This is a genomic window from Dietzia sp. B44 (assembly GCF_014145245.1).
GTDB lineage: Bacteria > Actinomycetota > Actinomycetes > Mycobacteriales > Mycobacteriaceae > Dietzia > Dietzia natronolimnaea.
In genome coordinates, this window is record NZ_JAALEF010000517.1 from 7881 (window position 1) to 13348 (window position 5468).

Annotated in this window: 5 protein-coding genes and 1 riboswitch; of the genes, 3 read left to right on the top strand and 2 right to left on the bottom strand. The window is 70.0% G+C overall.

The annotated features are described in order from the left end of the window. Positions 1–176: 176 nt before the first annotated feature. Positions 177–1049, bottom strand: a complete 873-nt coding sequence (locus G6017_RS15815) for a bile acid:sodium symporter (RefSeq protein ID WP_182618214.1) — start codon at positions 1047–1049, stop codon at positions 177–179. A gap of 79 nt (positions 1050–1128) precedes the next feature. Continuing rightward, complete coding sequence (locus G6017_RS15820; RefSeq protein ID WP_182618215.1) at positions 1129–2346, bottom strand: NADP-dependent isocitrate dehydrogenase; 1218 nt, start codon at positions 2344–2346, stop codon at positions 1129–1131. 155 nt (positions 2347–2501) lie between these two features. Continuing rightward, positions 2502–2617, top strand: a riboswitch (SAM riboswitch). Between the two features lie 52 nt (positions 2618–2669). Here G6017_RS15820 and G6017_RS15825 point away from each other — a divergent pair. The 3 genes from G6017_RS15825 to G6017_RS15835 form a co-directional block, all read left to right on the top strand. Next, entirely contained in the window at positions 2670–4004 is a 1335-nt protein-coding gene (locus tag G6017_RS15825) for an O-acetylhomoserine aminocarboxypropyltransferase/cysteine synthase family protein (protein WP_182618216.1), read from the top strand. 11 nt (positions 4005–4015) lie between these two features. Beyond that, on the top strand, positions 4016–5185 hold the full coding sequence (metX, locus tag G6017_RS15830; protein ID WP_179524717.1) for a homoserine O-acetyltransferase MetX: 1170 nt from the start codon (positions 4016–4018) through the stop codon (positions 5183–5185). Beyond that, positions 5182–5468 (top strand): hypothetical protein (locus G6017_RS15835; protein WP_182618217.1); only part of this gene is annotated, 287 nt, incomplete at its 3' end. The genes metX and G6017_RS15835, both read left to right, overlap by 4 nt.

The window sequence follows — 5468 nt, forward strand, 5'->3', positions numbered from 1 at the left end:
CCTCAACAGCCCCATCGCCGCGAACTCGGTGACGCCGATGCCGAACCCACCCAGTGCGAGCGCGAGGATCGCGAACGCCACGCGGCGGGGGGTGGGCGCGGCGACGGTGGCGGGGCTCGTGGTCACCGGAGCAGGCTACGCCCGCGCCCGCGCGGGCCCGCCTTGCCCAGGCCCGATCAGGGGGCGGTGCGCATGAGACGCCGACCGCCGTAGACCACCAGGAACGCGGTGACGTACATGACGATGCTGTAGACGGCGGCGGCGAGCCCCACCTCCTCGTCGCCGATCACGGTGAAGGCGATGAGCAGGGTCAGGGTGGTGTTCTTGATGCCGAACTCGACCGCGATCGCGATCTGCTCGGAGCGGCGCAGACGGCACACCCAGGCGAGTAGCCCGCCCAGAACGATCAGCGCGAGGTTCAGCACGACGACCGCGGGCCCCACCGACACGACGAGGTCGACGATCCGGTCCCTCTCGCCGAGCACGATGCCCACGATGAGCAGCACCAGGACGACGAGTCCGACGATGCCAACGAAGCGCTCGATGCGGGCGGCCAGCGCGGGCTTCCTCGCCCGGAGGATCATGCCGAGCAGGACCGGGATGAGGATGACACCCAGCAGGAGCCCGAAGGTCTGGCCGAGCGGGACGGTCACCTCGGCGTCGGCGGCCCCCGGGATGATCCGAGCGCCGATACCGAACCACATCGGCAGCGTGAGGATCACGGCCACGGAGGTGAGTGCGGTGAGGATGACCGACAGTGCGACGTTGCCGCGGGCCAGGTAGGTGATGAGGTTCGACGTCGCCCCACCGGGAGTCGCCGCCACCAGGACGACTCCGAGTGCCAGCATCGGGGGGAGCCCGAACACCAGGGCCACACCCACGCCCGTCAGCGGCACCAGGACCAGCTGGCCGAACAGTCCGACGATCGTGGCCCACGGCGACCTGGCCTGGACCGCGAAGTCCTCCTTGGTCAGGCTGAGCCCGATGCCGACCATGATGATGGCCAGCGCGACGGGCAGGCCTATGTCGATCAGGGGACTCTGGTCCACGTGGTGCTCCTCGGGTGCTCGCGGGTCGGCGGACGGCGGCCCTCATGTGAGATGGACCACTGTCCGACACCGTAGCCGCTCAGGCGCGGGCCCTCTTGAGGTTCTGGTCCAGGGCGGCGAGGAAATCCTCGGTGGTGAGGTGGTCCTGGTCCTCGCCGACCAGGAGGGCGAGATCCTTGGTCATCTGGCCGCCCTCGACGGTCGAGATGACGACGTCCTCGAGTTGGTGCGCGAACTCGATGACCTCGGGGGTGTTGTCGAGAGTGCCCCGGTGCTCGAGCCCGCGGGTCCAGGCGAAGATCGACGCGATCGGGTTGGTGGAGGTGGGCTCGCCCTGTTGGTGCCGCCGGAAGTGGCGGGTGACCGTCCCGTGCGCGGCCTCGGCCTCGCAGGTCTTCCCGTCCGGAGTGAGCAGGACCGAGGTCATCAGGCCGAGCGAGCCGAAGCCCTGGGCCACCGTGTCGGACTGCACGTCGCCGTCATAGTTCTTGCAGGCCCAGACGTACCCGCCCTCCCACTTGAGCGCGGAGGCGACCATGTCGTCGATGAGTCGGTGCTCGTAGGTCAGGTCGGCGGCGTCGAAATCCGCCTTGAACTCGCGGTCGAAGACGTCCTGGAAGATGTCCTTGAACGCGCCGTCGTAGGCCTTGAGGATCGTGTTCTTGGTCGACAGGTACACGGGGTAACCGTGCTGCAGTCCGTAGTTGAACGAGGCGCGTGCGAAGTCCTCGATGGACTCGGTGAAGTTGTACATCCCCATGACCACACCGCCGTCGTCCGGCATCTCGACGATCTCGTGCTCGATCGGCTCGGAACCGTCGGCCGGTGTGTAGGTGATGGTGACCGTGCCCGCACCGGGCACCCTGAAGTCGGTGGCGCGGTACTGGTCGCCGAAGGCGTGCCGGCCGACGATGATCGGCTTGGTCCAGCCCGGCACCAGGCGGGGGACGGTGGAGATGATGATCGGGGCGCGGAAGATCGTCCCGCCGAGGATGTTGCGGATCGTGCCGTTCGGCGAGCGGTACATCCGCTTGAGACCGAACTCCTCCATGCGGGCCTCGTCCGGCGTGATGGTCGCGCACTTGACCCCCACCCCGTGCTTCTTGATGGCGTTCGCGGCGTCCACGGTGACCTGGTCGTCCGTGGCGTCGCGGTTGGAGATGCCGAGGTCGTAGTACTCGAGGTCCACGTCCAGGTAGGGGTGGATGAGCTCGTCCTTGATGAACTTCCAGATGATGCGGGTCATCTCGTCGCCGTCGAGTTCGACGACCGTCCCCTCGACCTTGATCCTGGCCATCGGACCCTCTCTCCCCGCTCGCCCCTCCGGGGCCCGCGTGTCGGCACCACTGTGACGTACGCCTCATCTTACGGATCCGCCCGGTTCCCGAGAGGCCCCTGCGCGCCGTTACCCCTCGTTGCCGCCGCCGAGCGGCTTAGGCTAACCTCTCCCCAGGTCATGAGTTCCAGCGACAAGCCCCGGCTCGCTGGACGGCAACCCTCCACCGCGGTGGGGTGCCCCGGGAGACGACCTGGCCACCACCCACCCGGGTGACAGGCAAGCGCGGGTCCGCTGTCGTCAAGCGGCCGGACCCTTCTGACGAGAGGAGGGGCTCCGCCCCTATGACGTACGACAACAGCAATCCCGACTGGGCCTTCGAGACCCGCCAGATCCACGCCGGTCAGCCGGTCGACTCCGACACCGGTGCGCGCAACCTGCCGATCTACCAGACCACCTCGTACGTCTTCGCGGACGCCAAGCAGGCCGCGGACCGGTTCGCGCTCGCCGAGATGGGCCCGATCTACACCCGGATCACCAACCCCACGGTCGCCGCCGCGGAGGATCGCATCGCGTCGCTCGAGGGCGGCGTCGCCGGTCTGCTCTTCGCGTCCGGCCAGGCCGCCGAGACCGCGGTCATCCAGGCGATCGCCCAGTCCGGTGGCCACGTGGTGGCCTCCCCCCGCCTCTACGGCGGTACCGACACCCTGCTCCGGCACACGCTGCCCAAGTACGGCATCGAGACCACGTTCGTGGAGAACCCGGACGACCCCGCCTCCTGGCAGGCGGCGGTACGGCCGGACACCAAGCTGTTCTACGGCGAGTCCATCTCGAACCCGCTGAACGACATCCTCGACATCCCGGCGATCGCCGAGGTCGCGCACCGCAACCAGGTTCCGCTCGTCATCGACAACACGGTGGCCACCCCGTACCTCATCCGCCCGCTGGAGCTGGGGGCGGATGTCGTCGTCTCCTCGGCCACCAAGTACCTCGGCGGCCACGGCGCCTCCCTCGGCGGCGTCCTGGTCGACGGCGGGAAGTTCGACTGGCGCGTGCAGCGGGACGGGCAGGACGTGTTCCCGTCCTTCACCACCCCGGATCCCGCGTACCACGGTCTGGTCTACGCCGACCTCGGGGCGCCCGCCCTCGCGCTCAAGGCCCGCGTGACGCTCCTGCGCGACACCGGCGCGGCGGCCTCCCCGTTCAACGCGTGGACCCTGGTCCAGGGCATCGACACCCTGAGCCTGCGCATCGAGCGCCATGTGTCCAACGCGCAGCGGGTGGCCGAGTGGCTCGAGGCGCGCGAGGACGTGGCGGGCGTCCAGTACGCCGGCCTGGCCTCCTCGCCGTACAACGCGCTGCAGAAGAAGCTGTCCCCCAAGGGTGCGGGCGCGATCGTCACGTTCGACCTCGCGGTGCCGCAGGGCGCGTCCGAGGAGGACATCACGACGCGGGCGTGGACGTTCATCGACGCGCTCAAGCTGCACTCGTGCCTGGTCAACATCGGCGACGTCCGGTCGCTGGTGTGCCACCCGGCCACCACCACCCATTCCCAGGGCACGCCCGAGGCCAACGCGATCGCCGGGGTCACCACGGCGACCGTCCGTCTGTCGGTGGGCATCGAGGCCGTCGACGACATCATCGGTGACCTCGAGCTCGGTTTCGCCGCGCTCTCCTGACGTCCGCCCGCATGGTCCGCCCCACCGATCCACTCGCGCTGTTGCCCCCGGGCGACGGCACCCTCGGCCGTGTCGCCATCGGCGACCTCACGCTGGTCACGGGTGTCGTCCTCCCGGGGGTGACCCTCGCGGTGCAGCGGTGGGGCCGGATCTCGGAGGACCGGTCCAACATCGTCCTGGTCGAACACGCGCTGACCGGGGACTCCCACGTGGTCGGCTCCGTGGACTCGCTCCACCCGACGCCCGGGTGGTGGAACGGACTCGTCGGGCCCGGGCTGCCGCTGGACACCGACCGCTACTGCGTGCTGTCCGTGAACGTGCTCGGCGGGTGTCGGGGGTCGACGGGCCCCAGTTCACTGCACCCCGACGGCCACTACTGGGGCGCCCGCTTCCCGGCCGTGTCCGTCCGCGACATGGTGGAGGCCGAGCGGGTCCTGGCCGACCTGCTGGGGATCGAGCGGTGGGCCGCGGTGATCGGCGGTTCCATGGGCGGGGCCAGGACCCTCGAGTGGATGGTCACCCATCCGGACCGCGTCCGGGCGGGCTGTGTCCTGGCGGTCGGGGCGCGCGCCTCCGCGGACCAGATCGGGGTGCAGACCGCGCAGATCATGGCCGTGACCTCCGACCCCCACTGGCAGCAGGGCGGGTACCACGGCACCGGCCGCACCCCCGTCGCCGGACTCGGGATCGCCCGTCGCATCGCGCACCTGTCCTACCGGGGAGAGCTGGAACTGGACGAGCGGTTCGCCAACCGTCCGCAACCCGGTGAGGACCCCCGGGGCGAGGACCTGTCGATGTCGGGGCGCTTCGCCGTGCAGTCCTACCTCGACCACCAGGCCGGCAAGCTCGTCTCCCGCTTCGACGCCTGCACCTATGTCCTGCTCACCGACGCACTCAACCGTCACGACGTGGGCCTGGGACGAGGCGGGGTCGAACAGGCCCTGCGCTCCTGTCCCGTTCCCTGTGTGATCGGCGGGGTGACCACCGACCGCCTCTATCCCCTGCGCCAGCAGGAGGAGCTCGCCGCGCTGTTGCCCGGCGCCGATCCACTGGTGGTGATCGACAGCCCGGCGGGTCACGACGGTTTCCTCACCGAGTCCGACGTGGTGGGCCCCATGCTCGCCAGGACACTCGAACTCGCCGCACAGGGATCCCCCGACCGAACCCGAGGACATGCATGACCGACCGCGATCACAGCCCCCGGCCCGCCGCCCTCGGCCTGACGGGACTGGCAGTGGGGCTCGGCATCATCGGCGTGGCCATCGGCTTCGCCACGCTGCTGGGGATCACCGCCACGGCCAGCGGCGGCGGCGACACCACCGAGTACGGGCCGATGGCGGTGACCGCCGCGTCGTCGCTGGCGCTGGGGGTGCTGCTGATCGTGGGCGCGGTGCTGCTGTGGCGCGCCCACCGTGCGGCCCGCGTCGTCATCGCGGTGGCGGTGGCGCTGCTCGTCGTGAGCTC